General features: G+C 71.4%; 23 protein-coding genes. 6 read left to right on the top strand and 17 right to left on the bottom strand.

Annotated features, from left to right (window positions below):
• Nucleotides 1-248: 248 nt before the first annotated feature.
• Entirely contained in the window at nucleotides 249-1,532 is a 1,284-nt protein-coding gene (locus FNV62_RS28005; RefSeq protein ID WP_054231366.1) for an adenylosuccinate synthase, read from the bottom strand.
• A gap of 191 nt (nucleotides 1,533-1,723) precedes the next feature.
• On the opposite strand from FNV62_RS28005, the gene FNV62_RS28000 reads away from it, so the two are divergent.
• Nucleotides 1,724-2,674, top strand: coding sequence for a diacylglycerol kinase (locus FNV62_RS28000; protein ID WP_205523163.1), 951 nt, complete (start codon nucleotides 1,724-1,726; stop codon nucleotides 2,672-2,674).
• Nucleotides 2,675-2,869: 195 nt separating this feature from the next.
• Here the strand turns inward: FNV62_RS28000 and eutC are convergent, their stop codons facing one another.
• A complete protein-coding gene (eutC, locus tag FNV62_RS27995; RefSeq protein WP_225900400.1) occupies nucleotides 2,870-3,610 on the bottom strand; it encodes an ethanolamine ammonia-lyase subunit EutC in 741 nt (246 codons plus the stop codon).
• A 14-nt stretch (nucleotides 3,611-3,624) separates the two neighbouring features.
• Nucleotides 3,625-5,019: an ethanolamine ammonia-lyase subunit EutB gene (locus FNV62_RS27990; protein WP_143627478.1), complete on the bottom strand. Its 1,395-nt coding sequence runs from the start codon at nucleotides 5,017-5,019 to the stop codon at nucleotides 3,625-3,627.
• 217 nt (nucleotides 5,020-5,236) lie between these two features.
• Between FNV62_RS27990 and FNV62_RS27985 the strand changes: the two genes are divergently transcribed.
• On the top strand, nucleotides 5,237-6,757 hold the full coding sequence (locus FNV62_RS27985; RefSeq protein WP_143602432.1) for an APC family permease: 1,521 nt from the start codon (nucleotides 5,237-5,239) through the stop codon (nucleotides 6,755-6,757).
• A gap of 40 nt (nucleotides 6,758-6,797) precedes the next feature.
• Here FNV62_RS27985 and FNV62_RS27980 read toward each other — a convergent pair whose 3' ends face one another.
• Nucleotides 6,798-7,313 (bottom strand): GbsR/MarR family transcriptional regulator, encoded by a 516-nt coding sequence (locus FNV62_RS27980; protein ID WP_054231361.1) that lies wholly within the window; start codon nucleotides 7,311-7,313, stop codon nucleotides 6,798-6,800.
• A 74-nt stretch (nucleotides 7,314-7,387) separates the two neighbouring features.
• Between FNV62_RS27980 and FNV62_RS27975 the strand changes: the two genes are divergently transcribed.
• The 3 genes from FNV62_RS27975 to FNV62_RS27965 all read left to right on the top strand — a co-directional run bounded on the left by FNV62_RS27975 (nucleotide 7,388) and on the right by FNV62_RS27965 (nucleotide 10,283).
• Nucleotides 7,388-8,353 (top strand): ABC transporter ATP-binding protein, encoded by a 966-nt coding sequence (locus tag FNV62_RS27975; RefSeq protein WP_275902436.1) that lies wholly within the window; start codon nucleotides 7,388-7,390, stop codon nucleotides 8,351-8,353.
• Nucleotides 8,350-9,975: an ABC transporter permease gene (locus tag FNV62_RS27970; protein ID WP_144315687.1), complete on the top strand. Its 1,626-nt coding sequence runs from the start codon at nucleotides 8,350-8,352 to the stop codon at nucleotides 9,973-9,975. Before FNV62_RS27975 ends, FNV62_RS27970 begins: the two co-directional genes overlap by 4 nt.
• A gap of 68 nt (nucleotides 9,976-10,043) precedes the next feature.
• Nucleotides 10,044-10,283: a hypothetical protein gene (locus tag FNV62_RS27965; protein WP_143627474.1), complete on the top strand. Its 240-nt coding sequence runs from the start codon at nucleotides 10,044-10,046 to the stop codon at nucleotides 10,281-10,283.
• On the opposite strand, the gene FNV62_RS27960 is transcribed toward FNV62_RS27965, so the two are convergent.
• From FNV62_RS27960 to FNV62_RS27925, 8 genes are all read right to left on the bottom strand, one after another.
• Complete coding sequence (locus FNV62_RS27960; protein WP_143627473.1) at nucleotides 10,267-11,532, bottom strand: cytochrome P450; 1,266 nt, start codon at nucleotides 11,530-11,532, stop codon at nucleotides 10,267-10,269. The two genes, FNV62_RS27965 and FNV62_RS27960, sit on opposite strands and share 17 nt — an antisense overlap.
• Nucleotides 11,533-11,667: 135 nt before the next feature.
• Entirely contained in the window at nucleotides 11,668-12,342 is a 675-nt protein-coding gene (locus tag FNV62_RS27955; protein ID WP_054231357.1) for a response regulator, read from the bottom strand.
• The gene (locus FNV62_RS27950) at nucleotides 12,339-13,688 is read right to left on the bottom strand and encodes a sensor histidine kinase (RefSeq protein WP_179858232.1); all 1,350 of its coding nucleotides are present in this window, start codon (nucleotides 13,686-13,688) and stop codon (nucleotides 12,339-12,341) included. The genes FNV62_RS27955 and FNV62_RS27950 overlap by 4 nt, the downstream gene beginning before the upstream one ends.
• Nucleotides 13,689-13,800: 112 nt before the next feature.
• Nucleotides 13,801-14,475, bottom strand: coding sequence for a response regulator (locus FNV62_RS27945; protein WP_143602428.1), 675 nt, complete (start codon nucleotides 14,473-14,475; stop codon nucleotides 13,801-13,803).
• Nucleotides 14,472-15,878: a sensor histidine kinase gene (locus tag FNV62_RS27940; protein WP_373559501.1), complete on the bottom strand. Its 1,407-nt coding sequence runs from the start codon at nucleotides 15,876-15,878 to the stop codon at nucleotides 14,472-14,474. Before FNV62_RS27940 ends, FNV62_RS27945 begins: the two co-directional genes overlap by 4 nt.
• Nucleotides 15,879-15,887: 9 nt before the next feature.
• A complete protein-coding gene (locus FNV62_RS27935) occupies nucleotides 15,888-17,099 on the bottom strand; it encodes an acyltransferase family protein (RefSeq protein WP_143627471.1) in 1,212 nt (403 codons plus the stop codon).
• 130 nt (nucleotides 17,100-17,229) lie between these two features.
• Complete coding sequence (locus FNV62_RS27930; RefSeq protein WP_375336769.1) at nucleotides 17,230-18,273, bottom strand: alpha/beta hydrolase; 1,044 nt, start codon at nucleotides 18,271-18,273, stop codon at nucleotides 17,230-17,232.
• A gap of 271 nt (nucleotides 18,274-18,544) precedes the next feature.
• Nucleotides 18,545-19,423 carry an alpha/beta hydrolase gene (locus FNV62_RS27925; RefSeq protein WP_054231354.1) on the bottom strand — a complete coding sequence of 293 codons (879 nt, stop codon included), beginning with the start codon at nucleotides 19,421-19,423 and terminating at the stop codon, nucleotides 18,545-18,547.
• A gap of 184 nt (nucleotides 19,424-19,607) precedes the next feature.
• Between FNV62_RS27925 and FNV62_RS27920 the strand changes: the two genes are divergently transcribed.
• Entirely contained in the window at nucleotides 19,608-20,288 is a 681-nt protein-coding gene (locus FNV62_RS27920) for a TetR/AcrR family transcriptional regulator (protein WP_079090315.1), read from the top strand.
• A gap of 55 nt (nucleotides 20,289-20,343) precedes the next feature.
• Here FNV62_RS27920 and kynU read toward each other — a convergent pair whose 3' ends face one another.
• From kynU to fbaA, 5 genes are all read right to left on the bottom strand, one after another.
• Nucleotides 20,344-21,582 (bottom strand): kynureninase, encoded by a 1,239-nt coding sequence (gene kynU, locus FNV62_RS27915; protein WP_144315686.1) that lies wholly within the window; start codon nucleotides 21,580-21,582, stop codon nucleotides 20,344-20,346.
• Entirely contained in the window at nucleotides 21,575-22,423 is an 849-nt protein-coding gene (locus FNV62_RS27910; protein ID WP_054231351.1) for a tryptophan 2,3-dioxygenase family protein, read from the bottom strand. The genes kynU and FNV62_RS27910 overlap by 8 nt, the downstream gene beginning before the upstream one ends.
• A gap of 216 nt (nucleotides 22,424-22,639) precedes the next feature.
• On the bottom strand, nucleotides 22,640-23,053 hold the full coding sequence (locus FNV62_RS27905) for a DUF3151 domain-containing protein (protein WP_054231350.1): 414 nt from the start codon (nucleotides 23,051-23,053) through the stop codon (nucleotides 22,640-22,642).
• A 100-nt stretch (nucleotides 23,054-23,153) separates the two neighbouring features.
• Nucleotides 23,154-24,671 (bottom strand): MFS transporter, encoded by a 1,518-nt coding sequence (locus FNV62_RS27900; RefSeq protein ID WP_143627469.1) that lies wholly within the window; start codon nucleotides 24,669-24,671, stop codon nucleotides 23,154-23,156.
• 126 nt (nucleotides 24,672-24,797) lie between these two features.
• Complete coding sequence (gene fbaA / locus FNV62_RS27895) at nucleotides 24,798-25,820, bottom strand: class II fructose-bisphosphate aldolase (RefSeq protein WP_060901612.1); 1,023 nt, start codon at nucleotides 25,818-25,820, stop codon at nucleotides 24,798-24,800.
• Nucleotides 25,821-25,869 lie beyond the last annotated feature (49 nt).

The following is a 25,869-nucleotide window of genomic DNA, read 5'->3' as shown; positions in this document are numbered from 1 at the left end:
TCGTCGTCGGGTCCCGGTCGGTCGGGAACCAGGAACAGACCATGTCCAGGTCAATTAACGGTCAGCTCGCCCTGCCCGACGGTCACTCCGTGCCAAGACGGCGCCCCCGTGAACCAGGGTGATGAGACACGTGTCGGTCGCACATTCCCTGGCGAACGCGAAGGCCGCCGCCCCCGGTTGGGGACGACGGCCTCTCACTGCATCCGAACGATCCGATCGGTCTGAACGGTCTGAACGGTCTGAACGGATCAGATGAACGAGTTGATCTCGATCGTCTCGTCGCGGCCCGGGCCGACGCCGATCGCGGAGATCTGGGCGCCGGACATGTCCTCCAGCGCCTTGACGTACGCCTGGGCGTTCTTCGGCAGGTCGGAGAAGGACTTCGCCTTGGTGATGTCCTCGGACCAGCCCGGGAGGTTCTCGTAGATCGGCTTCGCGTGGTGGAAGTCGGTCTGGGAGTACGGGAGTTCCTCGACGCGCTTGCCGTCGATCTCGTACGCCACGCAGACCGGGATCTCCTCCCAGCCGGTCAGGACGTCCAGCTTGGTGAGGAAGAAGTCGGTCAGGCCGTTCACACGGGTCGCGTAGCGGGCGATGACCGCGTCGAACCAGCCGCAGCGGCGGTCACGGCCGGTGGTGACACCGCGCTCGCCACCGATGCGGCGCAGCGCCTCGCCGTCCTCGTCGAGGAGCTCGGTCGGGAACGGGCCCGAGCCGACACGGGTCGTGTACGCCTTGAGGATGCCGATGACCCGGCTGATCTTCGTCGGGCCGACGCCCGAACCGGTGCAGGCACCGCCGGCCGTCGGGTTCGACGACGTCACGAAGGGATACGTGCCGTGGTCGATGTCGAGGAGCGTGCCCTGGCCGCCCTCGAAGAGCACGACCTTGTCCTGCTCCAGCGCCTGGTTCAGGATCAGGACCGTGTCCGCGACGTACGGCTTGAGCCGGTCCGCGTAGCCCAGCAGCTCCTCGACGACCTGCCCGGCCTCGATGGCACGGCGGTTGTAGAGCTTGGTCAGCAGCTGGTTCTTGACCTCGAGGGCCGCCTCGACCTTCTGGGTCAGGATCGACTCGTCGTAGAGGTCCTGGATACGGATGCCGACGCGGTTGATCTTGTCCGCGTAGGTGGGCCCGATGCCACGCCCGGTCGTGCCGATCTTCCGCTTCCCGAGGAAGCGTTCCGTCACCTTGTCGACAGTGACGTTGTACGGCGTGATGATGTGAGCGTTTCCGCTGATCAGAAGCTTGGAGGTGTCGACACCGCGCTCGTTCAGTCCGTTCAGCTCGGAGAACAGGACCGACGGGTCGACGACGACTCCGTTTCCGATCACCGGAGTGCACTCCGGCGTGAGGATTCCGGAAGGGAGGAGGTGGAGGGCGTACTTCTGATCGCCCACGACTACCGTGTGGCCGGCGTTGTTGCCGCCCTGGTAGCGCACCACATAGTCCACGGATCCACCGAGCAGGTCGGTGGCCTTTCCCTTGCCTTCGTCACCCCACTGAGCACCGAGCAGCACAAGTGCGGGCACAGGCGTACACCCCTTCCGGGCGGGGCATGTCCAAGGTCGGGGACGTACGCGGCTGGTTTTCGATACGGCTGCGTACGCCGGCGACCTCCTTTGGCCGCGACCGTCGGACCGGATGCCCCGGAATAGACGAAGCCCCTGGCGCAATAGCGCAAGGGGCTCTTGCACAAAGATGCTACCCGAGGAAGCGAGGCATGACCGAGGTGGCGGCTTCCGACCAGCTCCTTGTGGTCATCGACCCGGTCGCCCGTTGGACGGACGGCGAGTCTGTACGGATCGCAAAAGACGTGCTCAGCGCGGGTGCGACGACGAAAGTATGCCTCCCGGAAGGGCCCGAGGAATTTGCCCGGGCGCTGGCCCGGAGAGGTTCCCGGCGCCCGGTCGTGGTGGGCGACGACCGTGCCCTCTTGCGTGCTGTGTCCCTTTTGCACCGAAAGCGGGAGCTGGCCGGATGTGGGGTGTCGTTGGTGCCGGTGGGGGGTGTGCTGTCACTGGCGCGGGCACTCGGCGTGCCCGTCGGGGCCGTCGCGGCGGCCCGGGCCGTGCTCGACGGGGTCGAGCGGCGGCTCGATCTGCTGGTCGACGAGAGTGACGGGGTGGTGTTGGGGGCGTTGCGGATTCCTCCGGTGGGGGCGGGCGGGGGGATGAGGGGTGCCGAGGAGGTCGAGGTGGGGGGTCTCGGCGGTGTCGGCGGTTTCGGGGATGCCGAAGGTTCTGGGGGCTCCGGTGGCTCCGCGGGTTTCGGGAGTTTCGGGGGTGGTGCTTCCGGGCTTGGGGGGCATGCGTGGCTGCGGACCTGTCAGTCACTGGTCCGTACGCTCGCGGCGCGGCCCGCGCGCGTGGCGTCCGTGCCGGGGCCCGGGCCTTCGCGGCTGCGGGTCGAGGTCGACGGGGTCACCCTGGTCGATCTGGATCAGCCGGTCGAGGCGGTGTCCGTGACGCCCGGCGTCGCCGGGGGTGCGGAGGTGGAGGTTCGGCCGGTTTCCGTGGGGGCGGAGGCTTCGCCGTTGCGGGTGGTGGGGCGGCGGGTGACGGTGTCCGGGGCGGACTTTCGGTATCGGGCGGATTCCGTGGTGTCCGGGCCTGTGCGGACGCGGACGTGGACGGTTCGGGAAGGGGGGTGGGGGCTCACGCTGCCGAGCTGAGCCCCCGGGGGGTTTTCTCGCCCCCGCCGCCCCTACCCTCCCCCGAGCTCTCGGCTTCGCTCGAGCAGGCGGGACCCCCATCATCCCCGGGGCTCCGCCCCTTCGACCCCGGGGTGAGTTGTCGGCTGCGGGGCGGTGAGGGCTGGTCGCGCAGTTCCCCGCGCCCCTGAAGCGGGGCTTCGCCCCGCATCTTCGCTAAGGCAACGCGGGGGTGGACTCGTCCTTCAGGGATACGCCGGTGCGGCCGAGGTCGCGTGCTCTGCGCATCAGTGTCGCCAGCTTGGTCGCCGCGTCGGTGTGGGACAGGCCAAGGGGTGGACGGATGTTGGAGAGGCAGTTGCGGTCGGCGTCGGTGGTGCGACCCGGGCGCGGGTCGTACGTGAGATACGCGCCGAGCGAGTCCGCGGCGGACATCCCGGGCCGCTCCCCGATGAGGACCACGGCCATCCCGGCCCCCAACGCGTGCGCGATGTCGTCGCCGAGAGCCACCCGCGCCTGCTCGGCGAGTACGACGGGAGCGACACGCCAGTCGGAGGGCAGCCGCTGTGTCGTCGCGTGTACGACGGCCGCCGCGTGCTCGTGCACCGCCCGGCTGGACAGCCCGTCGGCCACGACGAACACCACGTCCCAGCCGTCGCGGGGCAGGTGCGCCCGGTCCACGTCGTGGAGCCTGCGTCCGAGGTCGGGGCGCTGGAGATAGGTGAGCCGGTCGGGGGCGGCGCTGCGCACCCGTATCGTCGCCGCACCCGCCAGCGCGGACGCCACCACGTCCGGGTCGAACGGCGAGTGCACCGCGTCCCGCGCGGCGGCGTGCGCGGCCTGCAGTTCGAGCCGGTGCCGCGTGGGCAACGCCGAGCCGGCCCGCCCGAGCCCGATCCGGGCCTGGGTGTGCCGGCGCAGGGAGTTCCAGAGGACGGCGTCCGAATCGGGTGCCATCACTTGACGTTCCGTCATGCCGCCAGCCCCCGCCCGATCGCCGTCAGCGGATGGCCCGTACCCGCCACGTCCCGTATCCCGCCACCTTCGTCCAGCAGACCGATTCGCCCCAGCCACGTCTCGAACTCCGGTGCCGGGCGCAGTCCGAGCACCTCGCGCAGGTACAACGCGTCGTGGTACGAGGCCGACTGGTAGTTGAGCATGATGTCGTCGCCTCCGGGGGTGCAGATCACGAAGGAGGCGCCGGCGACACCGAGCATGGTGAGCATCGTGGCGATGTCGTCGTCATCGGCGTCGGCGTGGTTGGTGTAGCAGATGTCGAGGCCCATGGGCAGGCCGAGCAGTTTGCCGCAGAAGTGGTCCTCCAGGGCCGCGCGGAGGATCTGGCGGCCGTCGTAGAGGTACTCCGGGCCGATGAAGCCGACCACCGTGTTCACGAGCAGCGGGTCGTAGCGGCGGGCGACCGCGTACGCCCGTGCCTCCACCGTCTGCTGGTCCACCCCGTGGTGCGCGTCGGCGGAGAGCGCGCTGCCCTGCCCCGTCTCGAAGTACAGGGCGTTGGAGCCGACCGTGCCCCGGGCCAGTGAGCGCGCCGCCTCGTAGGCCTCGTCCAGGAGCCCCAGCGTGACCCCGAACGAGGCGTTCGCGGCCTGCGTACCGGCGATGGACTGGAAGACCAGGTCCACCGGGGCGCCGCGTTCCATCAGGTCGATGCTGGTGGTCACGTGGCACAGGACGCAGGACTGGGTGGGGATGGAGTAGCGGTCGATCACTCCGTCCAGGAGGTCCAGCAGGTCCCGTACCGCCCGGGGGCTGTCCGTGGCCGGGTTGATGCCGATCACCGCGTCGCCGGAGCCGAGGAGCAGTCCGTCCAGCAGGGCCGCCGCCACGCCCGCGGGGTCGTCGGTGGGGTGGTTGGGCTGGAGGCGGGTGGCCAGGCGGCCCGGGAGGCCGATCGTGGAGCGGAAGGCGGTGACGACCTGGACCTTGCGGGCGACCGCCACCAGGTCCGCGTTGCCCATCAGTTTCGACACCGCGGCGGCCATCTCGGGGGTCAGCCCGGGGGCGAGTGCGGCGAGTGTCGCCGCGTCCGCCGCGTCCGACAGCAGCCATTCGCGCAACTCCCCCACCGTGAGGCCCGAGACGGGGGCGAAGGCCGCCGTGTCGTGGCTGTCCATGATGAGGCGGGTCACGTCGTCGGTCTCGTACGGGATCACCGGCTCGGCGAGGAACCGCGCGAGCGGGACCTCGGCCAGCGCCCACCGCGCGGCGACGCGCGCCTGCGCGGAGTCGGCGGCGAGCCCGGCGAGGCGGTCGCCGGAACGCTCGGGGCTCGCGGCGGCGAGCAGCCCCGCGAGACCGGCGAAGGTGTGCGTCCGGCCGCCGAGGGTGGCGGAGTAGGTGCTCATGCCAGGGACCGTACGGAGGGGCGCCGGGCGCGGTCCACGATCCGGCGCAGAGTTAACAAGGACGTTCGCTCCACCCGGACTCCTAAAGGTCTGGTTGACGCACATTTAACGTCCCGACCCGTGACAGGACTCATTTCTCGTGCAGCATTCCGGTTCGTAATCCACTCCGCCGCGCCCAGGGTGCGGACGGCGAGCGACCATGGGAAGGGGCCACTCGATGGCAGTGCAAGAGGGCGTGGTCCCTGAGGCGGCGGGCACCCCGGAGGCCCCCGGAGGCGCAGTTCACCGGCTCAAGCCGAACGCGATCGGACTGCTGGGCGTGGTCTTCATGGCCGTCGCCACCGCCGCCCCGATCACCGCCATGACGGGCAACGTGCCCTTCATGGTCTCCGCCGGCAACGGCATCGGCGCCCCGGCGAGCTACCTCGTCGCAATGGTCGTCCTGGCCATCTTTGCGGTCGGCTTCACCTCGATGGCGAAGCACATCACCTCCACCGGCGCCTTCTACGGCTTCATTTCCTACGGCCTCGGCCGCACCGCGGGACTCGCCTCGGGACTCCTCGCGACCTTCGCGTACGTCGTCTTCGAGCCGGCCCTGATCGGCATCTTCTCGACCTTCGCCACCGGAACCCTCAAGGACCAGACGGGACTTGACGTGCCCTGGTGGGCGTTCGCGGTCCTGATGCTCGCCGTCAACGCGACGGGCACGTGGTTCGGGGTGTCCGTCGCCGAGAAGCTGCTCGTCGTACTGCTGGCCACCGAGGTGACGATCCTGGCCGCCATGGCCGTCTCCGTCGCCCTGCACGGCGGCGGTCCGCACGGCTTCACCTTCGGCCCGGTCAATCCGGTCAACGCCTTCAAGGGGACCTCGGCGGGCCTCGGCCTCTTCTTCGCGTTCTGGTCGTGGGTCGGCTTCGAGTCCACGGCGATGTACGGCGAGGAGTCCCGCGACCCGAAGAAGATCATCCCCAAGGCGACGATGATCTCCGTCCTGGGCGTCGGCGTCTTCTACGTCTTCGTCTCCTGGATGGCCATCATCGGCAACGGCGAGAGCGAGGCCGTCACGGCCGCCTCCTCCTCGAACCCGCTCGCCCTGTTCTTCAACCCCACCGAGCACTACGTCGGCCACTGGGCCGTCGACGTCATGCAGTGGCTGATGATCACCGGCTCACTGGCCTGCGGCATGGCCTTCCACAACTGCGCCGCCCGATACATGTACGCACTGGGCCGCGAGGGCGTCCTCCCCTCGCTCCAGCGCACGATCGGCCGCACCCACCCCCAGCACGGCTCCCCGCACATCGCGGGCCTCGTCCAGACGGTCGTCAGCGCCGTCCTCATCGCCGCGTTCTGGCTGGCCGGCAAGGACCCGTACACCGGCACGTACGTCCTGCTCGCCATCCTCGGCACGATGGCCATCCTGGTGGTGCAGGCGGTCTGCTCCTTCGCGGTGCTGGCGTACTTCCGCAAGAACCACCCCGAGAGCAGGCACTGGTTCAAGACCTTCACCGCCCCGCTCATCGGCGGCCTCGCGATGCTCGGCGTGGTCGTCCTGCTGGTGTCCAACATGGGCGCCGCGGCCGGCACGGAGTCCGGCTCCCTCGTGCTGAAGGCGACCCCCTGGATCGTCGCCCTGATCGCGGCGGGCGGCGTGGCGTACGCGACGTACCTCAAGCGCCGCGCACCGCAGCGGTACGCCCTGCTCGGGCGGACGGTCCTGGAGGAGACCAAGGAGCGGTAGGACCAAGGAGCGGTAGGAGACATTTCTTCGGCGAGGGCTCTCAGCCCTCGCCGAAGTGCTGCTCCCGGTGGACCCGCCAGCGGTCCATCATCGACTCCAGCTCGCCCTCCATGAACTCGAAGAAGGCAAGGGTCTCCGCGAGCCGAGCGCCCGCCGGGGTGTCCGCGCCCAGGCTGACGACGCCTTCGCGCAGCGCGTCCTCCCAGCGCTTGATGATCGCCTCACGATTGGTGAGCGCCTCGTACCACTGGTCGCTGTGCACGCGGTACCGCTCCCGGCGCGAACCGGGTTCCCGCTCGCGCGACACCATGTGCACCTGCGCCAGATAGCGCACCGCACCGGAGACCGCCGCGGGGCTGATCCGCAGTTGCTCGCCCAGTTCGACCGAGGTCAGAGCGCCGGTGTCCGAGGCGAGCAGCGCCCCGAAGACCCGGGACGGCATCCGGGGCATCCCGGCCTCCACGAGTTGCGCCGCGAAGTGCTCGACGAACCGCGAGACCGCCTCCGCGTCCCGACCCACCGCTCCTGCCGCTCCCAGCGCCTCCGGCTCTGCCATCCCTCGATTATATCCGAGCGTTTATACAATTCGTTAACTTCACAAATTTCTGAAAGAAGCGTACGTTCTGGAGCATGACGAAGGGCAGGGCCAAGGGAATGACGAAGGCCACGACGAAGGCGATCACCGTCTCCGGGCTGCACAAGTCGTTCGGCGGGACACACGCGCTGGACGGTCTCGACCTGGACGTCGAGGCCGGCGAGGTGCACGGTTTCCTCGGTCCGAACGGCTCCGGGAAGTCCACCACGATCCGGGTCCTGCTGGGCCTGCTGCGCGGCGACGCGGGCGCGGCGCAGGTGCTCGGCCGGGACCCCTGGGCGGACGCGGTGGAGCTGCACCGCCGGGTCGCCTACGTTCCCGGTGACGTCACCCTGTGGCGCAACCTCTCCGGCGGCGAGGTCATCGACCTGTACGGGCGGCTGCGCGGGGGGCTCGACCGGGCGCGCCGGGCGGAACTGATCGAGCGCTTCGAACTCGACCCCACCAAGAAGGGACGCACCTACTCCAAGGGCAACCGGCAGAAGGTCGCCCTCGTCGCCGCCTTCGCCTCGGACGTCGACCTGCTGATCCTCGACGAGCCCACGTCGGGTCTCGACCCGCTGATGGAGGAGGTCTTCCAGCGGTGCGTCGAGGAGGAACGCGACCGCGGCCGGACCGTCCTGCTCTCCTCGCACATCCTCAGCGAGGTGGAGGAGCTGTGCGACCGCGTCAGCATCATCCGCAAGGGCCGCACCGTCGAGAGCGGCACCCTCGCCGACCTGCGCCATCTGACCCGTACCAGCGTCACCGCCGAACTCGCGGGACCGCCCAACGGGCTGGCGCACCTGCCCGGCGTGCACGACCTGGACATCCAGGGCCACCGGGTCAGGCTCCAGGTCGAGACCGACAAGCTGGACGCCGTACTGCGCTCGCTCACCGACTCGGGCGTACGGTCGCTGACCTCGACGCCGCCGACCCTGGAGGAACTGTTCCTTCGGCACTACCAGGACGACGTCCAGGACGACGTCCGGGTGAACGGCGAAGGGACGATGGCGCGATGACCACCGCGACCACCGCGACCGCTGCCGTACGGGGTGGGGTACGAGCCCGGAGTTCCCGCCAACTCGCGGGGACCGGCACACTGTTGAGGTTCTTCCTCCGCCGCGACCGGCTGATGATGCCGCTGTGGGTCGGCGTGATCGGCCTGCTGGTGCTGTCCATGCCGAACTCCCTGAAGTCCGTCTACGGCACCGCCGCCGAACGCGCCGACCTCGCCCGCCAGATGCTCACCAACAGTTCCCTGCGCGCCACGTACGGGCCGGTGTTCGACGACTCGCTCGGCGGACTCACCGCCTGGCGCATCGGCGGCTACGCCGGTCTGTTCGCCGGGATCATGAGCCTGCTCGTAGTCGTACGGCACACCCGCGAGGAGGAGGAGAGCGGGCGCCAGGAACTCCTCTCGTCGGCGATGGTGGGGCGCCGGGCCCCGCTGACGGCGGCGCTGCTGGCCGCCCTCGTCGCCAATGGCGTGCTCGCGCTGCTCATCGCGGGCGGGCTGGCAGGGCAGGGCGGTGCCGGGGCGTTGGCCCTCGGGCTCGGCGTCGGGGGCGTCGGCATGGTCTTCGCCACCATGGCGGCGATCGTCGCCCAGCTCACCGAGAGCGCGCGGCTCGCCAAGGGGCTGACGGGCGGGCTGCTCGGCGCGGCGTTCGTGCTGCGGGCGGCGGGCGACTCGTCGACGAGCGACGGTTCCTCCGTGCTGACCTGGGTGTCGCCGCTGGGGTGGCTGGAGAACGAACGCCCCTTCGCGCATGAGCGGTGGTGGGTGCCGGCGCTGTTCGTCGCGGCCATGGTGATCCAGGGCGCGGTCGCCTACGAACTCGCCGGGCGGCGCGACGTCGGGATGAGCTTCCTGCCGACCCGGCCGGGGCCCGCACGGGGGCGGCTCGGGTCGGCCGGGGCGCTGGCCTGGCGACTGCAGCGGGGGGCCGTGCTGGGGTGGAGCCTCGGGTTCCTCGCCGCGGGGGCCGCCTTCGGCGGGATCACGAAGGGGGCCGCCGATCTCGTCGGGAGCAACGCCAAGACCCGGCAGATCATCGAGCGGATGGGCGGTCAGTCCGGGATCACGGACGCGTTCCTCGCGGCGATGGTCGGCATGCTCGGGATGGTGGCCGCGCTGTACGTCGTCTCTTCGGTGCTGCGGTTGCACGGTGAGGAGACCTCGCAGCGGGCGGAACCGGTGCTGGCGAACGCGGTGGGGCGGCTGCGGTGGGCCGGCGGCCATCTGGTCGTCGCCTTCGGCGGCGCGGCGCTCATCATGACGCTGGGCGGGCTCGGCCTCGGACTCGGGTACGGCCTTGAGCTCGGGCCCGTGCTCGGCGCCTGCCTCGTCCAGGTCGCGGCGGTCTGGACACTGGGCGGACTTGCGGTCCTTCTCTACGGGGTCTCGCCCCGGCTGGCCCCCGGCGCCTGGGGCGCGGCCGGGGTCGCCCTCCTGCTGGGCTGGATCGGCCCCGCCCTGAACGTCCCCCAGGCCGCCATGGACCTCTCCCCCTTCGGTCACCTCCCCAAGCTGCCGGGCGGGGAGATGACATGGACACCGGTACTGATCCTGACGGCGATCGCGCTGGCCCTGACCGCCACGGGGCTGGCGGCGTTGCGGCGACGGGACATGAGCACCTGAGGGCGGGCGCGCGTGCCTGGTGCGGGGACCCGGGAACCCCGGGTCCCCGCACCACGTCCATGAGGGTCATGGGGCAACGGATGCAGGCCGCGGGCGGATGTCTGATCGCTGCCGTCGGCGCGGGGGCGGGGCTGGCGGTCTGGGCCGTCAACAGCCGCGACCGGTTCCAGCGGTTCGAGCAGGGCCCCGACTGGAGCGTGCTCTATGCCGAGCTGCCCCTGACGGTCCTCGGCGGGACGGCCGCCGCGCTGGGACTCTGGGCCCTCGGACTCCGCCCCCTCGGCCGACGGGTCAGAGCACGACGCTGAGCCCCTCGAGCCCGCGGATCACGAAGTTCGGCTTGCGCTCCGGCTCCGCGGCAAGGGCGAGCGTCGGCGCCTTCTCCAGCAGAGCGCCCAAGGACGCCGCCAGTTCGAGGCGGGCCAGCGGGGCGCCGATGCAGTAGTGGATACCGGCGCTGAAGGAGATGTGGGGGTTGTCGGAGCGGGAGAGATCCAGACTCTCCGGGGACGCGAAGACCTTCGGGTCGTGGTTGGCGGAACCGAAGAGCAGCGCGATCTCCGCACCCCGGGGAACGGTCGTGCCGTCGATCTCGATGTCCTCCAGAACCCACCGCTCGAAGAGCTGGAGCGGGGTGTCGTAGCGCATCAGCTCCTCCACCGCCGTGGGGATCAGCGAACGGTCGCCACGCAGGGCCGCCAACTGGTCGGGGTTGCGGAACAGCGCCCACCACCCGTTCACCGTCGCGTTCACCGTCGCCTCGTGCCCCGCGTTCAGCAGCAGGACACAGGTGGAGATCATCTCCTGTTCGGTCAGGCGGTCGCCCTCGTCGTGCGCGGCGATGAGCCCCGAGATCAGGTCGTCGCCCGGCTCCTTGCGGCGCGCGGCGATCAGTTCCCGGAGGTACTCGGTGAACTCCACCGACGCCCGGACCGCCTTCTCCGCCGTCTCCTCGGAAGGGTTCAGCTCGTACATCCCGCAGATGTCCGCCGACCACGGCCTGAGCGGCGCCCGGTCCGACTCCGGGATGCCCAGCATCTCGGCGATCACGGCCACCGGGAGCGGCTCGGCGACATCGGTGAGCAGATCACCGCCGCCGGCCGCCACCAGGCCGGCGACCAGCTCGTTCGCCAGCCGGTCCACGTACGGCCTGAGCTGCTCGACCGTGCGCGGCGTGAACGCCTTGGAGACCAGCCGTCGGATCCGCGTGTGGTCCGGCGGCTCCAGGTCCAGCATTCCGTGGTCGTTGAGGACGTGGAACGGCTCGTGCTCGGGCGGAGGTGCCGTCCGCCCGAAATCCTCGTGCGTGTAACGGTGCTGGTAGGTCCGGCCCAGCCGCCGCTCCCGCAGCAGCGCCGACACGTCCGCGTGGTGCGGGACCAGCCACTGGTCGGTCGGCTCGTAGTAGTGCACCCGGCCACGCTCGCGCAGCTCCGCGTACGCGGGGTACGGGTTCGCCACGAACTCCGGGTTCCAGGGATCGAAGGCCGACGGTGTCCGCGGAGACTGCGGAGGCTGCGAGGACTGCGAGGACTGCGGGGTGTGCGAGGCTGCCATGGGCGGACGCTAGCCCGACTCGGCCCCGCTGAACAGGGGTGTCTCGGCGGCCGAGCCGTCGGCGGGGACCCCCGTACCCCGCCATCGGCCCGGCCGCCGCGCTCCCCCGGTCAGAGGCCACCTGGGCCACCCGGGTCACCTGGGTGTGATCAGCCGCGCCTCGTACGCGAACACCGCCGCCTGCGTGCGGTCCCGCAGGCCCAGCTTCACCAGGATCCGGCTCACATGGGTCTTGATCGTGGACTCGGCGACGAACAGCCGCGAGGCGATCTCCGCGTTCGACAGACCCTGGGCGATCAGGACCAGCACCTCCGTCTCCCGCTCGGTCAGCTCGCCGTAGGCCGCCTGGGCCGTGGCCGAGAGTCTCGGAGCGTCCGAGAGCTTGGAGAACTCGGTGATCAGCCGCTTGGTCACGGACGGGGCGAGCAACGCCTCCCCGGCCGCCACCACCCGCACCCCGTCGGCGAGTTGACGCGCCGAGGCGTCCTTGAGCAGAAAGCCCGAGGCTCCCGCGCGCAGCGCCTGGTACACGTACTCGTCGAGGTCGAAGGTGGTCAGCACCAGCACCTTCGCGGCGCTGTCCGCCGCGACGATCTCCCGGGTCGCCTCGATGCCGTTCATCTCCGGCATGCGGATGTCCATCAGCACGACGTCCGGCCCGAGCTCACGGACCCGCTCGACCGCGTCCCGGCCGTTGACCGCCTCGCCGACCACCTCGATGTCCGGCATCGCGCCGAGCAGCACCGAGAAGCCCTCGCGGACCATCACCTGGTCGTCGGCTATCAGGACGCGGATGGTGCCGTTCGTCATCCGGATTCCTCCGCCGCCCGCAGCGGCACCGGCAGGAAGACCGTCACCTCGTAGCCCCCGTCGTCCGTCTCGCCCGTCGTCATCTCGCCGTCCAGCATCGTGACCCGCTCGCGCATCCCGGTGATGCCGTGCCCCGCGCCGTGGGTGGACTTCACCAGGGTGGTGGTCTGCGCGGGGCCGTTGACTATGCGCAGGCCGAGCCCGCCGAGAACGTAGCCGATCTCGACGCGGGCCGTCGCGCCCGGCGCGTGCCGCAGGGTGTTGCTCAGCGCCTCCTGGACGATGCGGTACGCCGACAGCTCCACGCCCTGCGGGAGTTCGCGCACCGCGCCCGTGACCGTCTTCTCCACGCTCAGACCCGCCTCCCGCACATTGGCGAGGAGCGCGCCGAGGTCGGCGAGGGTGGGCTGCGGGGCGTCCGGAGCCTCGTAGTCCGCGGCCCGTACGACACCGAGGACACGGCGCAGCTCGGTGAGCGCCGCCACCGCGTTCTCGCGGATCGTGACGAAGGCCTGCTCCAGCTCGGGCGGTGGGTTCTCCACCCGGTAGGGCGCGGCCTCCGCCTGGATGGCGACCACCGACATGTGGTGGGCGACCACGTCGTGCAGCTCGCGGGCGATCGTGGTGCGCTCCTCCAGGAGGGTGCGCCTGGAGCGCTCCTGCGCCGTCTCCGACTGGTGGGCCGTCACCTCCTGCTCGGCCGTGCGGCGTACGTGCAGGACGGTGACGACCAGGAGGGCCAGGGCGGAGAGGAACAGCAGCGGAGCCGCGTTGCTCCCCATGTGCCCGGCGCCGAAGAGGGACTCGGACATGAATCCGTACCACGCGGTCAGCACCCACATCCAGGCGGCGGTGCGCGGCCGCGTCCGCAGCGCCACGACCGTCAGCACCACCAGGTGGGTGAGGAAGGCACCCGGCGGCCACGGCCACTCGCCCCAGCTGCCGCTGAACACGGCCGCGAACGGTGTCGCCGCCAGGGAGAACCAGAAGGCTCCGACCGGCCGGACGAGCGTCAGCAGGACCGGGAGCAACGCCAGGAAGCCGGGCACCAGACTCTCGATACCGGGGCCGCCTTGGTTCGCGGTGCTCGCGACGGCCATCGCGAGCAGTCCACACGCCGTGATCACAGCGTGCGGAGTCCAGGCCGCGTACTCCCTGACGCGCTCGGGGAGGCGCCGGGCGAGCGGACCGTCCACCCGCATCCGCGGCAGCGGGCGGTAGGCGAAGGCGTCGTGGAACAGGTCCTGCCGCAGCCCGCGCAGGGCGTCCGCGGCCAGCCGGAACTCCGGGCTGCGGGGCTTGGCCCCGCCCGGCGGCTTCATCTGCGTCTGGGTCGTCTCGGTCACGTTCAAAACGGTAGGCCGCCTGCCGGGTCGCGGTCGTCACCAGTGAGAAGGGTCCTGCGGGATCCGTCTCAAGTACTACGGGTATCCCCCGGGAGGGAGCGGGGTGGCGGGCTCAGTAGCCGGACGGACGCACCAGGCCAGACTCGTAGGCGAAGACCGCGGCCTGGGTGCGGTCGCGCAGGCCCAGCTTCACCAGGATGCGGCCCACATGGGTCTTCACGGTCTGCTCGGCGACGACCAGGCGCTCGGCGATCTCCGCGTTCGACAGGCCCTGCGCGATGAGGGCCAGCACCTCCGTCTCCCGCTCGGTCAGCTCCCCCACGCGCTGCTTGAGCGGGGCGCGGGGTGTGGAGTCCAGGCGGGAGAACTCGGCGATGAGACGGCGGGTGATCCCGGGGGCGAGCAGCGCGTCGCCCGCCGCCACCACCCGTACCGCCTCGGCCAACTGGTCGGCGGACGCGTCCTTGAGCAGGAACCCGGAGGCGCCGGCCCGCAGCGCCTCGTACACGTACTCGTCGAGGTCGAAGGTGGTGAGCACCAGCACCTTGATGTGCGGGGTCTCGCCGGTGATGCGTCTGGTCGCGTCGATGCCACCGAGCTCGGGCATACGGATGTCCATCAGCACGACGTCCGGGGCGAGTTCGGCGACCTTGGAGATCGCGTCCAGGCCGTCGACCGCCTGGCCGACCACCTCGATGTCGGGCTGGGTGTTCAGCAGCACGGTGAAACCCTGGCGGACCATCTGCTGGTCATCGGCGATCAGTACGCGGATGGTGCTGCTCGTCATCGGCTCTCGTCTCCTGTGCGGCCCGAACGATCGACGTCGGTGAAAGGGGGAGGGGAAAGGTCGGTGGAAGGGGCGTCGCCCGTGACCGCGCCGTCGCGCGGCAGGAAGGCCGCCACCACGAATCCGCCGTGCGCGGTCTCGGAGGTCACGAGGGTGCCGCCCAGCATCGCGGCGCGCTCCCGCATACCGAGCAACCCGTGCCCCGCGCCCGGGGACGGCGGGGCGGGACGCTCCGGTCTGGAGTTGATCACCCGCACCTGAAGCCCCCGCGGGAAGTGCCACAGCTCGACACGGACCGCCGAACCGGGCGCGTGCCGCAGCGCGTTGCTCAGCGCCTCCTGGATGATCCGGTACGCCGACAGCTCCACGCCGGGCGGCAGTGGGAGCTGCTCGCCGGTGATCTCCGTGGTGACCTGGAGACCGGCGGCGCGGGTGTTCTCGACGAGGGCGTCGAGGCGGTCGAGCGTGGGCTGCGGGGAGTTGGGGGCGGTACCGGTGCCTGCACCGAGGCCGTACGGGTCCTCGGGGTTCTCGGAGCGCAGCACGCCGAGCACGCGGCGCAGCTCGGTGAGCGCCTCCAGGGCGTTCTGCCGGATGCCCTCCAGGTTCTCCTTCAGTTCCTCGGAGGGGTTCTCGACCAGGTGCGGGGCGACCTGGGCCTGGATGGAGATCACCGACATGTGGTGGGCGACGACGTCGTGCAGCTCGCGCGCGATCCGGCTGCGCTCCTCGAGGAGGGTGCGGCGGGCGCGCTCCTCCTCGGTCTGCGAGGCCTGTTCGACGAGCTGGGTGCGGGCCTCGCGGCGGCCGCGCTGGGCGATTCCGAGGAGGACCACCGCGGCGAAGACCACGACCGCCAGGAACCCCGTCGAGTGGTACAGCTGTCCGCCGACCACGCCCTGCATGACGTACGTCAGCAGGGCGGTCACGGACAGCGCGCCGATGGCCACCCGTGCGGGCAGCCGCAGCGCCAGCAGGAAGAGCACCAAGGCCTGTGCGATCAGCGCGGGCGTACTCCACGGCCAGTCGGGGCGCGACGCCGGGATGTCCGCCATCATGTGCGCCCTGGCCCCGGCGGCGGCCAGGAGCGTGGCACCCAGCGACAGCCACCACGCCGGCACGGGCCGCCGCAGGGCGAGGGCGATCGCGACGCCCTGCGCGGCCCCGGTCACCTCACCCAGCGGGAACCCGAGTCGATAGGTGTCGTTGAGCTCGGCCACGCCCGCGAGTGCGAGCCCGAGCGCGATCAGGTACAGCACCACGTGCGGCAGTCGGCGCAGCCAACGGGGCCGGGACAGCGGGGGCAGCGGGGCCACCGACGGTGACGCGAGGTCGGTGAGGACCTCGCGCAGGAGGGCGCGGATCGGCTCGCTGTCCGGGGGCCTCGGCTCGGCGCTGGTCACGTGATCACCCTAGGCACGGCGGGCCGTTCGCGACCCCGCCGGACCACCACGACGGTGGACGCGGACGACCCGGGAGGGACGACCGGACCGGCGGCGCGGACCCTGCTCGTAGGAGCGAAAGGCGACCCAGCAGACGCCGAGCGCGAAGGCGAAGACCGGAAGCCAGGCGAGGCGGGCAGCCACCCAGCCCAAGCCGTCGGGAACCGTGTGCAGACCGGGCAGCCTCCCCAGCAGCAGGCCCACGGCGGTGACCGCCATCATGGACGTCTGGTGCCAGAGGAATATCGTCATCGCCGACAGATTGACCAGGGCCACCGCGGCCCACGCCAGGGGCCGCCGCAACCACCGGCGCAACGGCTCGCGCAGCAGAAGGGCGAGGCCGCACTGGGCCACGCCGAAGGTGACGGCGGCCAGCGTCGGCGGGTTCAGGTTCGAGACCGCCGCACCCGGCACGCCGACCATCGACGCCGGGTAGCCGGCCCACGTCACCAGCACCACGGTCGCCGCCGCGCCGCACAGGAGCAGCACCCAGCCCGCACGCCGCCGGTCCAACTCACCGCGCGTCCAGGCCGCGCCCAGCGTGTACGGGACCATCCAGCCCGCAGCCACGTTCACCCAGCCGAGCCAGGACGGGCCGCCCAGTCCGAAGCGCATCAGGTCCACGTGGAGAACGACGGCCAGCGGCCACAGCGGGTTGAGCCGGGTGAGCAGGGGCGTCGCGGCCGTCAGTCCCGCGAAGACCAGGAGGAACCACAGCGGGGACAGGGCGAGTTTGACGAGGGTGTGGACCGTGTCGACTCCCGTGCCCGACGCGAGCAGGCCGACGGTGGCCACCGTCCAGAGGGTCAGTACCGCGGCCACGGGTTTGAAGAGCCGCGTGAGACGGGCGCGCAGCCACTGTCCGTACGTCGTGCCACGCGCCCGCGCCGACGCGTAGCTCTTCGTCGCCACATGGCCGCCGACCAGGAAGAACACCGCGAGCGTCTGGAAGACCCAGGAGATGGGGGCCAGCCACGGCATGTGCTGCAACGGGCTCGCCGTGTGCAGCGCGCCGCCGTCCGCGACCAGGGCCGTCACCAGCCAGTGGCCCAGGACCACACCGAGGATCGCGAAGGCGCGCAGGGCGTCGACCGCGCGGTCCCGCTCCGCGGGGGTGGCGGCGTCGACACGGCGGGCGCCGTCTCCTATGGCGTGGGTGGCGGTGCGCAGGGCGGCGGACATGCGGGTGGGGGTGGGGCGTATGGGGGTGGAGGGGGGTGTGCGTGGCTTCGGTGCGGTCGATGCGGTCGGTGGGGTCAGTGGGGTCGGTGGGGTCGTTCGGCGGGTGGCTGCCTCTTCATGAACCGTCGACTCACGCACGGGATACCTCCGAGGTGTCTCCGAGGACGATCCGGGCGAGGTTGTCCAAGGACACGGTGCCCGGTTTGAAGTAGTCGCTGTGGCCGCCGGCGCCCGCCGCGAAGACATGGGCGCCGAAGGCCGGGGACACCGGGTCGGCGCCGAAGCCGACGGTGGTGCCGAAGAGATCGGCGTGGACGTGCGGCACGTTCACGATCCAGTCGTCGGCGCCTCGGGCCGCCCAGATCCGGGCGGAGGTGCGCAGTGCCGACACGGAGTCCGCGCCGGTGCCAGGGCTGCCGATGAGGGCGATGTCGTCCACGTCCAGCCCGCGTGCCGCGCGGCCGCAGACGACCGTTCCGTACGAGTGGCACAGCAGGGAGACGTGCGCCTTCTCGCCGACGACGCCCCGCAGTTCGCGTATGAACCGCGTCAGCGGCGGGGCCGCGTCCTCGGCGCGGCCGGTCGTCAGGACCGTGGTGCTGACCGTGCCCGGTGTCTCGTAGCCGAGCCAGGCGATGACCGCCGTGTGCGGACGTGAGGTGGATCCGTGGGTCCCGTGGGTTCCGTGGCGATGGCCGAGGCTGTTGAGGCGGGCTTGGAGGGCTGCCGCTCCTGCTCGGAAGCGGCCGTAGGTCTCCAAGGTCGTGTCGGAACCCGGGACCAGGACCGCGACGCGGTCGGCGTGGGCGAGGTCGCCGAGGACCTCGACGGCCAGGCCCTGGCCGCGGCCGTCGAAGGTGAGGAAGTGGCGTGAGGGGGCGGCCATGGCGCGGTCCGCGGCGGCACGGGTGCGGTCGCCGTGGGCGGCGGCCATGCGGGACGCCTCCGCGGCGTTCGCCCGGTTCGCCGTGTATGCCTTGTCCAGCGTCGCGGTCGTCGGCGGGGCGAGGGCGGCGGGGGTCGGGGCGGGGATCCGGGGGCGGGCCGCGGCGGAGACGGGGACGACCACGGCGGCCGTGACCAGGGCGGCGAGCAGGGTGCGGCTCAGGCGCCGGAGGAATCGGACGCGAAGGGTGGGGGGTAGGAGCTCTCCCGGTTGAACCGAGTGTGCCAACGGGGCCAACGGGACCGGCTCGGCCGGCTCGGATGGCTGAGGTGGACCGGGCCGCTCAAGAGCCGGATCGGATGGTGGTGTTCGGGTGGCTTGCGCCCTTCCCGCCGCGGTCGGCTTCCCCCGGAGCTCCATGGCGTCCTTCCCATCCGGTCCGCCCGCTCATCGGGCGCCTCTGGATGGGAAGTTACGGATCGTGACGTGTCGCTCGCGTCCCGCCAGGGAGCTCATCTTGGAGGTAGCTCTCAGGTACTACGGGTATGACCGGGGAGCGCTACCAAGCCAGTTGGGCGATCTCCTCGGCCACCACCGCGCACGCGTCCGCCGCCGGGTCGATCAGCGGGAAGTGGCCCACGTCCTCCAGGAGCGTCAGACCGACCACCTCGCCCGCCCTCGCCGCCGCCTCCGCGTACGACTCGGCGACCGCCTCCGGGACGATGACGTCGGTGCGGCCCTGCACGAGGGTCGTGGCGATGCCGGTGGGGAGCAGGAACGCCGGGTCGGCGTACGGCTGTCGCTCCGCGAACCTGGCCCCGCCACCGAGGAGTTGGCGGGAGGCGCCGGAACAGACGTTCAGTTTCTCGGCGACCGTGAAGTCCGCGATCGGAGCGAGGGCCACGACACCGCGCAGCGGGGCGGGGCGGTCGGTGCGCCAAGGAGCGTCGGCGGGCAGGACGTGACGCGCGGCGGCCCACAGGGCGAGGTGTCCGCCGGCCGAGTGGCCGGTGATCACCGTGCGGCGGAGGTCCGCCTTCGGCAGGTGCTCACGGGCGAGCGCCGGCAGCGCGTCGAGTGCGGCCGCGATGTCGTCGAAGGTGTCCGGCCAGCGGCCCGCGACCGGGCCTTCGCCGCCCTGCGCGGGGATCGTGGCGCCCCGGCGGTACTCCACGTTGGCCACGGCGAAGCCCCGGCGGGCCAGGAAGTCCGCGAACGGGGTGATGTGGCGACGGTCGTACGGGGCGCGCCAGGCGCCGCCGTGCAGGACGATCACCAGTGGGGCGGGGACCTCGGGGTCGGGTTCGCGCGGGGTGTAGAAGTCGATCACCTGGTCGGGATGGTCGCCGTACGTGGCGGTGACGTCGGGGTCGACCGGCGGGTGGGAGAAGGCCGAGGCCTCCTCGGCGGCGTCCCGTGCTGCGGCGTCGTCCGGCATGCTCCAACCTCTCAGCGGTGAAACGGATTTGGCGGACCAGGAGTGAATTCGGCCGTTGGCGGGGACGGTATCAGGCCCGTGACGTGCGTCTACACCCGGATGTCACGCTCGGTGAGGGGTAAACGGATCTGGTGTTTCGTTACGCTGGTGGGGTTACTCGAACGGCGTTGCTGAGGAGTCCGTCATGTCCGCCGAGTCCGGCACCGTGGGTCGTGGCGAGCCTGGCACCACGGGTTCTGGTGAACCCGGCACCGTAGGTCCTGGTGTACCCGGCACCGTACGTCCTGGTGGGCGTACCGCCCGGGTTCGTGCGGCCGTGTTGCGTGCCGCGGGGGACGTACTCGCCGAGGAGGGGTTCGCGCATCTCGATCTCGCCGACGTGGCGCGGCGGGCGGAGGTCGGGAAGACGACGGTGTACCGGCGGTGGGGGTCGGTCACGGGGCTCGTCGCCGATCTGCTGAGTGACATGGCGGAGCAGTCGTCGCCGCGTGCGGAGACCGGGTCCGTACTCGGTGATCTGCGGGCCAACGCCGCGTTGGTGCGGCGGACACTGGCTGATCCTCGGCAGGGGGCGTTGTTTCGGGCCGTGATCGCCGCGGCGACGTGCGATGTGCGTACGGCGGAGGCGTTGCGGCGGTTCTATGACGTGCGGGTGAGTGAGTGGGTGCCGTGTGTCGAGGAGGGGGTGGCTCGGGGGGAGTTGCCCGTGGGGACCGATGCGGCGATGGTCGTACGGGCGGTGTCGGCGCCGCTGTATTACTCGCTGCTGACTGTTGGGGTGGTGCCGGACGAGGGGGCGGCCGAGCGGGCGGCGGAGGGGGCGTTTGCTGCGGCGGTGGCGGGGGTGTACGTCGTTGGGGAGTGAACCGGCGTGGGGGACGGCCGGGGGTTGATCGCCCCGGCCGCCCCCTCGCTCGCCGTCAGGTCACCGTTTGCCCCAGCACCCGCGCCGCCCGTTCCGCGTCACCGAAGCCCACGTAGAGGGGGGTGAAGCCGAAGCGGAGGACGTCGGGGTGGCGGAAGTCGCCCACGACGCCCCGTTCGATCAGGCGCTTCATCACCTCGCCCGCGTCCGCGCAGCGCAGGGCGACCTGGCTGCCGCGTTCGGCGTGGTGGGAGGGGGTCAGGGACTCGACGCGACCCCGGGGGACGTACGCCTCGACGCATTCCAGGAAGAAGTCGGTCAGGGCGAGGGACTTGGTGCGGACGGAGTCGATCGAGACGCCCTCCCACACCTCCAGCGCGGCCTCCAGGGCCAGCATGGACAGGATGTCCGGGGTGCCGACGCGGCCCCGCAGGGCGCCCGGGGCCGGTTCGTAGGCGGGGCTCATGCCGAAGGGATCGGCGTGGGAGTTCCAGCCGGGGAGCGGGGAGTCGAAACGGGGCTGGAGGTCGGCGCGGACGTAGAGGTACGCCGGGGAGCCCGGGCCTCCGTTCAGGTACTTGTAGGTGCAGCCGACGGCCAGGTCGACCCCATGCGCGTCGAGGTCCACCGGCAGTGCCCCGGCACTGTGGCACAGGTCCCAGACCGCCAGGGCGCCCGCGTCGTGGATCGCGGACGTGAGGGCCGGCAGGTCGTGCAGACGGCCGGTGCGGTAGTCGACGTGGTTCAGGAGGACCGCCGCTGTGCGGGGGCCCAGCGCGGAGGGGACTTCCGCCGGATCCAGGGGGCGCAGTTCGCAGCCTGTCAGGCGGGCCGCGGACGCCGCGATGTAGCCGTCCGTCGGGAACGTCGTCGCGTCGACGATGATCTCGTCACGCCCGTCGGAGGTCAGGGCGGCCAGGCGGACCGCTCCCACCAGGGCCTTGAAGACGTTCACGCTCGTGGAGTCGCCCACCACGATCTGGCCGGGAGCCGCTCCGACCAGCGGCGCGATGCGGTCGCCGATCCGTTCCGGCGCCGTCCACCAGCCGCTCTCCTCCCAGGAGCGGATGCGCATTTCGCCCCACTGGCGGCGTACGACGTCGTCGACCCGGCCGGGGACCGACGCCGGGAGCGCGCCGAGCGAGTTCCCGTCGAGGTACACCACGTCGTCCAGGACGAACTGCGCGCGCAGTTTGGCGAGTTCGTCGGAGGCGTCCAGCTCGGCGGCCCTGACACCCAGTTCGGACCGCAGTTCGGACCGCAGTTCGGATCGCAGTTCAGACCGCTCAGACATGGGACCTCGCCGTCCACAGCTCGGGGAACACGTTCTTCTGCGCCCGCTTCTCCAGCCAGGCCACCCCGGCGGAGCCGCCCGTGCCGGTCTTCGCGCCCATCGCGCGGCGCGTCGCGACGAGATGGTCGTTGCGCCATCGCCACACCAGTTCGGCGACGTCCGTCAACGCCTCACCGAGGCGGGCGAGTTCGTCGTGCTCGTCGCCCGCGTACAGGGCCGTCCACACCGCCTCCACCTCCGGCGAGGACTCGTAGCGCCGGGACACGTCCCGGACCAGCACGGACTTGGGGACCGCGTGGCCGCGGCGCGCGAGCAGCCTCAGGACCTCGTCGTAGAGGCTCGGTTCGTGCAGTGCCTTCTCCAGTTCCGCGTGCACGCGCGGCGCGCCCCGGTGCGGCACCAGCATGGACGCGGACTTCTCGCCGAGCAGGAACTCCATCCGGCGGTACATCGCGGACTGGAAGCCGGAGCCCTCGCCGAGGGCCGAGCGGTACGAGTTGAACTGGGCGGGGGTGAGTTGGGCGAGGGGCCGCCAGGAGGCGTTCAGCGCCTCCAGCTCCCGTACGGACCGCTTCAGCGCGGCCACCGCGACCGGCACCCGGTCCTCGCGGAGCGCGTTCGCCGCGGTCTCCCACTCGTGGACGATGACCGTGAACCACAGCTCCATGACCTGGGTGGTGACCAGGAAGACCATCTCTCCGGGGTCGTCGGAGAGGGTGTGCTGGAGGTGGGTCAGAACGTCCGCCTGGACGTAGTCCTCGTACGGGGTCGTTCCTTGGAAGTCGAGATGCGGGGTCTCGGGCTCCTGAGCCTCGGCGGGCTGAGCCTGCTGGGACGACATCGCTGTCTCCTGATGCGTACTCCGGGTAGCGGTCCGCCCCTGCCGTTTTCGACACGGGGGCCCCGGTCCCCACCGGGCATCCTCCACAATCGTCACCCGAAACCGCAAGGTCCGCCCGGTCACATCGACCAGGCGGACCCGTACGACCTGCGAGTACACCCGGACGCCCACACGGCGGGTACACCCTGGGAGGGCTCGGCCGTCCCCGGGGAGGACTCAGCCCAGGGTCTGCGCCGCCGTCGGCGAGGAGTCCTTCAGGAACTGGCTGCAGCGCTCGTACTCCTCCTGCTCGCCGATCGCCTGCGCGGCGCGGGCGAGGGCGTGCAGGGCGCGCAGGAAGCCGCGGTTCGGCTCGTGCTCCCAGGGCACCGGGCCGTGGCCCTTCCAGCCGCCCCGGCGCAGGGAGTCCAGGCCGCGGTGGTAGCCCGTACGGGCGTAGGCGTACGACTCGACGACGCTGCCTCGCTCGAACGCGTCGTCGGCCAGCTGGGCCCAGGCGAGCGAGGAGGTGGGGTACTTGGCGGCGACATCCGCGGGCGCCGTGCCGTTCGCGAGGAGCTCGCGCGGCTCCGGGTCGTCGGGGAGGTGAGTCGGGGGCGGGCCCCCGAGGAGGTTCTCGTGAATCGTCATACGTTCCAGTCTGCGGCACTCTCCGGGGGTTGTGCCGTACGGGGTACCCGGTGCCCGAGCAGCCGCCCCGGAGCCACGACGGGCGGCCCCGCCTGCCGCTTCACTGGGGCTGGGGCGGGCGGGGGCGCGAAGGCTCCAGTGGCGGGGCCGTCACACAGCCGTGCGTACGGCACTGGGGGCGCCGGCAGTCGGGGGCCGGGCGGCGCACGGTCGTGAAGGCCAGCACCGCCCCGACGACCAGCACCCCGGCGCACAGGGGCATCGCACGCCGGAAGGCGGCGTTGAAGGCGTCCGCCGAGCGGTACGCCTCCGGGCCCATCCCGGCCAGCAGGGGCAGCGCGGCCACCGCGATCAGTCCGGCCGCGCGGGCCGCCGCGTTGTTGATCCCGCTGGCCAGGCCCGCCCGCCCGGCGTCCACGGAGGCGAGGACGGTCGCGGTCAGGGGCGCGACCAGGGCCACCATGCCCGCGCCCATCACCACCAGCGCCGGAAGCACATCTCCGAGGTACGAGGCGTGCGGGCCCACCCGCAGCATGAGCAGCATGCCCGTCGCACACAGCAGCGGGCCGACGGTGAGGGGGATGCGCGGGCCGATGCGCTGGGCGAGCTCGCCGGAGCGGGCGGAGAAGAGCAGCATCAGGACGGTCGTGGGCAGCAGTGCTGTACCGGCGCCCAGGGCCGAGTAGCCCGCCACGACCTGGAGCTGGAGCGCGGTCAGGAAGAAGAAGCCGCCGAAGGCCGCGTACACGCACACCGTGACGAGGTTGACGGCCGTGAACTGCCGCGACGAGAAGATGTCCGGCGGCATCATCGGGTCGGGTCGGCGCCGCTCGACGTACACGAAGGCCACACCGGCCGCCACGCCCCCGACCGCCGACACCCAGACCAGTACGGAACCGCTCGTGGCCTCGATCAGGGCGTACGTCACCAGGGCGAGCGCCAGGGCGCCGAGTACGGCGCCGAGGACGTCGAAGCCCCGGCCGTGCGCACGGCCGTCGGACGACTCCGGGACGTGGCGCACGGCGATGGGGGCGCAGACCAGCGCCACCGGAACGTTGATCAGGAAGACCCAGCGCCAGCCGGGACCGTCCACCAGCCAGCCGCCCAGGAACGGGCCGACCGCCGCGCCGACGCCGCCGAAGCCCGACCACAGGCCGACAGCCCTGGCCCGGTCGTCCGGGTGGAAGGACGCCTGGATGATCGCGAGCGAACCGGGGGTGAGCAGGGCTCCGCCGATGCCCTGCAGGGCGCGGGCCGCGATCAGTACGCCCCCGGTCGGCGCGAGGCCGCACAGCAGCGAGGCGGAGGCGAACCACACCACACCGAGGACGAAGATCTTGCGCCGTCCGAAGCGGTCGCCGAGCGAACCGCCGAGCAGGATCAGGCCCGCGAGGGTCAGCATGTACGCGTTCACGGTCCACTGGAGTGCCGCGAGGCCCGTGCCCAGGTCACGGCCGATCGTGGGCAGCGCGACGTTGACGACCGTCGAGTCCAGCATGGCCATGCTGGAGCCGAGGACGGTGGTCAGCAGGATCCACTTGCCGGTGGGACTGGAGATCCGCACTTCGGGACCCGGTCCCGCTCCCTCGCCCGATGTCTTCTGCAGAGGCGCAGCCATACTTCGGAGCATACGGAAGGGCCCGGCACCGTGGAGGCGCCGAGCCCTTTCTCGTACGGTCCGGACCGGGGAAACCCGGGTACCGACCGGGGGAAACCGGGTGACCGACCGGGGGAACCCGGGTGACTACTTGAGCTTGTTGCCCGCGGAGCGCAGCATCTCGCACGCCTCGGTGACACGCCCCGCCATGCCCGCCTCGGCGAGCTTGCCCCAGGTGCGCGGGTCGTAGGTCTTCTTGGAGCCGACCTCGCCGTCGACCTTCAGGACACCGTCGTAGTTCTTGAACATGTGGTCCGCGACGGGGCGCGTGAAGGCGTACTGGGTGTCGGTGTCGAGGTTCATCTTCACGACGCCGTTCTCCAGCGCGGTGGCGATCTCCTCGGCCGTGGAGCCGGAGCCGCCGTGGAAGACGAAGTCGAACGGGGACGGCTTGCCGTACTTGGCGGCGACGCCGTCGTTCAGCTCCTTGAGGAGGTCGGGGCGCAGGACGACGTTGCCCGGCTTGTAGACGCCGTGCACGTTGCCGAAGGACGCGGCCAGCAGGTAGCGGCCCTTCTCACCCAGGCCGAGGGCCTCGGCGGTGCGCAGCGCGTCGTCGACGGTGGTGTAGAGGGAGTCGTTGATCTCGTGGCTGACGCCGTCCTCCTCACCGCCGGTCGGGGTGATCTCGACCTCGAGGATGATCTTCGCGGCGGCGGCCTTGGCGAGCAGCTCCTGGGCGATGGCCAGGTTGTCGGCGAGGGTCTCGGCGGAGCCGTCCCACATGTGCGACTGGAACAGCGGGTTCTCGCCCTTGGCGACGCGCTCGGCGGAGATGTCGAGCAGCGGACGGACGTACGTGTCCAGCTTGTCCTTGGGGCAGTGGTCCGTGTGCAGCGCGACGGTGATGTCGTACTTGGCGGCGACGATGTGCGCGAACTCGGCGAGCGCGACGGCGCCGGTCACCATGTCCTTCTTGTGCTGGCCGCCGAGGAACTCCGCACCACCGGTGGACATCTGGATGATGCCGTCGCTCTCCGCCTCCGCGAAGCCGCGCAGCGCAGCGTGCAGGGTCTGGGAGGAGGTCACGTTGATGGCCGGGTAGGCGAACTTGCCTGCCTTCGCCCGGTCGAGCATCTCGTTGTAGACCTCGGGGGTTGCGATGGGCATCTGTCCGCTCCTTGTATGTGCGGGTCTGCGTACCGCTGCTGCGGCACGA

Source organism: Streptomyces sp. RLB3-17 (assembly GCF_007113425.2).
Taxonomy (GTDB): domain Bacteria; phylum Actinomycetota; class Actinomycetes; order Streptomycetales; family Streptomycetaceae; genus Streptomyces; species Streptomyces mirabilis_D.
Note: the sequence above shows the minus strand (reverse complement) of the source record. Positions and strands in the feature narration are given on the sequence as shown.

Excerpts from the sequence above, each read along its gene's own strand:
- FNV62_RS28000 (WP_205523163.1), top strand. The coding sequence starts at position 1,724 with ATGACCGAGGTGGCGGCTTCCGACCAGCTCCTTGTGGTCATCGACCCG.
- FNV62_RS27900 (WP_143627469.1), bottom strand. The coding sequence starts at position 24,671 with ATGGCTGCGCCTCTGCAGAAGACATCGGGCGAGGGAGCGGGACCGGGT.
- FNV62_RS27945 (WP_143602428.1), bottom strand. The coding sequence starts at position 14,475 with ATGACGAGCAGCACCATCCGCGTACTGATCGCCGATGACCAGCAGATG.
- FNV62_RS27905 (WP_054231350.1), bottom strand. The coding sequence starts at position 23,053 with ATGACGATTCACGAGAACCTCCTCGGGGGCCCGCCCCCGACTCACCTC.
- FNV62_RS27920 (WP_079090315.1), top strand. The coding sequence starts at position 19,608 with ATGTCCGCCGAGTCCGGCACCGTGGGTCGTGGCGAGCCTGGCACCACG.
- FNV62_RS27985 (WP_143602432.1), top strand. The coding sequence starts at position 5,237 with ATGGCAGTGCAAGAGGGCGTGGTCCCTGAGGCGGCGGGCACCCCGGAG.
- fbaA (WP_060901612.1), bottom strand. The coding sequence starts at position 25,820 with ATGCCCATCGCAACCCCCGAGGTCTACAACGAGATGCTCGACCGGGCG.
- FNV62_RS27910 (WP_054231351.1), bottom strand. The coding sequence starts at position 22,423 with ATGTCGTCCCAGCAGGCTCAGCCCGCCGAGGCTCAGGAGCCCGAGACC.
- eutC (WP_225900400.1), bottom strand. The coding sequence starts at position 3,610 with ATGGCACCCGATTCGGACGCCGTCCTCTGGAACTCCCTGCGCCGGCAC.
- FNV62_RS27975 (WP_275902436.1), top strand. The coding sequence starts at position 7,388 with ATGACGAAGGGCAGGGCCAAGGGAATGACGAAGGCCACGACGAAGGCG.
- FNV62_RS27925 (WP_054231354.1), bottom strand. The coding sequence starts at position 19,423 with ATGCCGGACGACGCCGCAGCACGGGACGCCGCCGAGGAGGCCTCGGCC.
- kynU (WP_144315686.1), bottom strand. The coding sequence starts at position 21,582 with ATGTCTGAGCGGTCTGAACTGCGATCCGAACTGCGGTCCGAACTGCGG.
- FNV62_RS27980 (WP_054231361.1), bottom strand. The coding sequence starts at position 7,313 with ATGGCAGAGCCGGAGGCGCTGGGAGCGGCAGGAGCGGTGGGTCGGGAC.
- FNV62_RS27960 (WP_143627473.1), bottom strand. The coding sequence starts at position 11,532 with ATGGCAGCCTCGCACACCCCGCAGTCCTCGCAGTCCTCGCAGCCTCCG.
- FNV62_RS27965 (WP_143627474.1), top strand. The coding sequence starts at position 10,044 with ATGGGGCAACGGATGCAGGCCGCGGGCGGATGTCTGATCGCTGCCGTC.
- FNV62_RS27935 (WP_143627471.1), bottom strand. The coding sequence starts at position 17,099 with ATGTCCGCCGCCCTGCGCACCGCCACCCACGCCATAGGAGACGGCGCC.
- FNV62_RS27955 (WP_054231357.1), bottom strand. The coding sequence starts at position 12,342 with ATGACGAACGGCACCATCCGCGTCCTGATAGCCGACGACCAGGTGATG.
- FNV62_RS27970 (WP_144315687.1), top strand. The coding sequence starts at position 8,350 with ATGACCACCGCGACCACCGCGACCGCTGCCGTACGGGGTGGGGTACGA.
- FNV62_RS27990 (WP_143627478.1), bottom strand. The coding sequence starts at position 5,019 with ATGAGCACCTACTCCGCCACCCTCGGCGGCCGGACGCACACCTTCGCC.